General features: G+C 71.4%; 2 protein-coding genes. Both read left to right on the forward strand.

The features are described from left to right. The first annotated feature begins 282 nt into the window (after positions 1 to 282). The gene (locus AOK23_RS43780) at positions 283 to 696 is read left to right on the forward strand and encodes an NADH-quinone oxidoreductase subunit A (RefSeq protein WP_055523485.1); all 414 of its coding nucleotides are present in this window, start codon (positions 283 to 285) and stop codon (positions 694 to 696) included. Then, on the forward strand, positions 687 to 1,398 hold a 712-nt coding region (locus AOK23_RS43785), incomplete at its 3' end, for an NADH-quinone oxidoreductase subunit B (RefSeq protein ID WP_055717900.1). The genes AOK23_RS43780 and AOK23_RS43785, both read left to right, overlap by 10 nt.

Raw genomic sequence — 1,398 nt, forward strand, 5'->3', positions numbered from 1 at the left:
GGGGCGGCGGCCCCGCCGCCCCTGTCCGGTGGTCCCGTCGCCCCGGTCCGGTGGTGCCATCTCCCCGGCCGGGCCGCCGCCTTGGCCCCGCACGGCCGCCGCCACCGCCCGGCCCACGGACCCCCAGGTCACAGCCCTGCGCATGCCGAGCTGTGACGGGCTGCTTACGGTCTCTTTAGCAGGGCCTAGACTCCCGTGCGTACAGATCGTCGAACAGCGGCGTATGTATGGCGTACGGAGCGCGTACGTACAGGTCGCCAGGTGAGGGAACGAGGGGCGGACGTGCCGGAACCGACCGTCGCCGTCGCGGCGGAGTACGTCGTGGCGGCGGACTACTTCCAGTCCTACTCGGTGGTCGGACTGCTCGCCGCCGTGGGCGTGCTCTTCGTGGCCATCGCCTTCGGCGCGGGACGCCTGCTGCGCCCCGAGGTCCCCACCCGGGAGAAGCTCCTGACGTACGAGTGCGGCGTCGACCCCGTCGGGGAGCACTGGGCCCACACCCAGGTCCGCTACTACGTGTACGCCTTCCTCTACGTCATCTTCGCCATCGACTCGATCTTCCTCTTCCCCTGGGCGACCGTGTTCGCCGACGACGGCTACGGCGCGACGACGCTGGTGGAGATGTTCGTCTTTCTCGGCTTCCTCGCCGTCGGCCTGCTCTACGCATACAAGAAGGGCGTCCTGGCATGGACGTGACGCCAGAAGTGACCGCCGCGCAGCCCGCTCCGCGGCCCGCCGAACGGTCCACCCCGCAGCCCGTGTCCCTCCCCGAGCCGAAGCGGCTGGGCGCGCTCTCCCGGCTCGCCCCCGAGCCGATGAAGGTGATCCTCAACTGGGGGCGCCGCTATTCCCTCTGGGTCTTCAACTTCGGCCTGGCCTGCTGCGCGATCGAGTTCATCGCCGCGTCGATGGCCCGCCACGACTTCATCCGCCTCGGCGTCATCCCCTTCGCGCCGGGCCCCCGCCAGGCCGACCTGATGGTCGTGTCCGGCACCGTCACGGACAAGATGGCCCCGGCCGTGAAGCGCCTCTACGAGCAGATGCCGGAACCGAAGTACGTCATCTCCTTCGGCGCCTGCTCCAACTGCGGCGGCCCCTACTGGGACTCCTACTCGGTGACCAAGGGCGTCGACCAGATCATCCCCGTCGACGTCTACGTCCCCGGCTGCCCGCCCCGCCCCGAGGCCCTTCTCCAGGGCATCCTGAAACTCCAGGAGAAGATCGCGCGGGAGTCCCTGGGGGAGCGGTACGGCAACGGGACGTACGCCGTCGCCGGGGGCACCGTGACCTCCACCGCCGCCGAGGGCCCGACGCCGGCCCCCGCCCGCCCGTCACCGGCGGCCCTCCAGAGCGACCTGGTGCACCCCCCGGCCCCGCCGGCCGGCACCGGCACGACCG

It is taken from the genome of Streptomyces torulosus, assembly GCF_001419765.1.
GTDB classification, from domain to species: Bacteria; Actinomycetota; Actinomycetes; order Streptomycetales; family Streptomycetaceae; genus Streptomyces; species Streptomyces torulosus.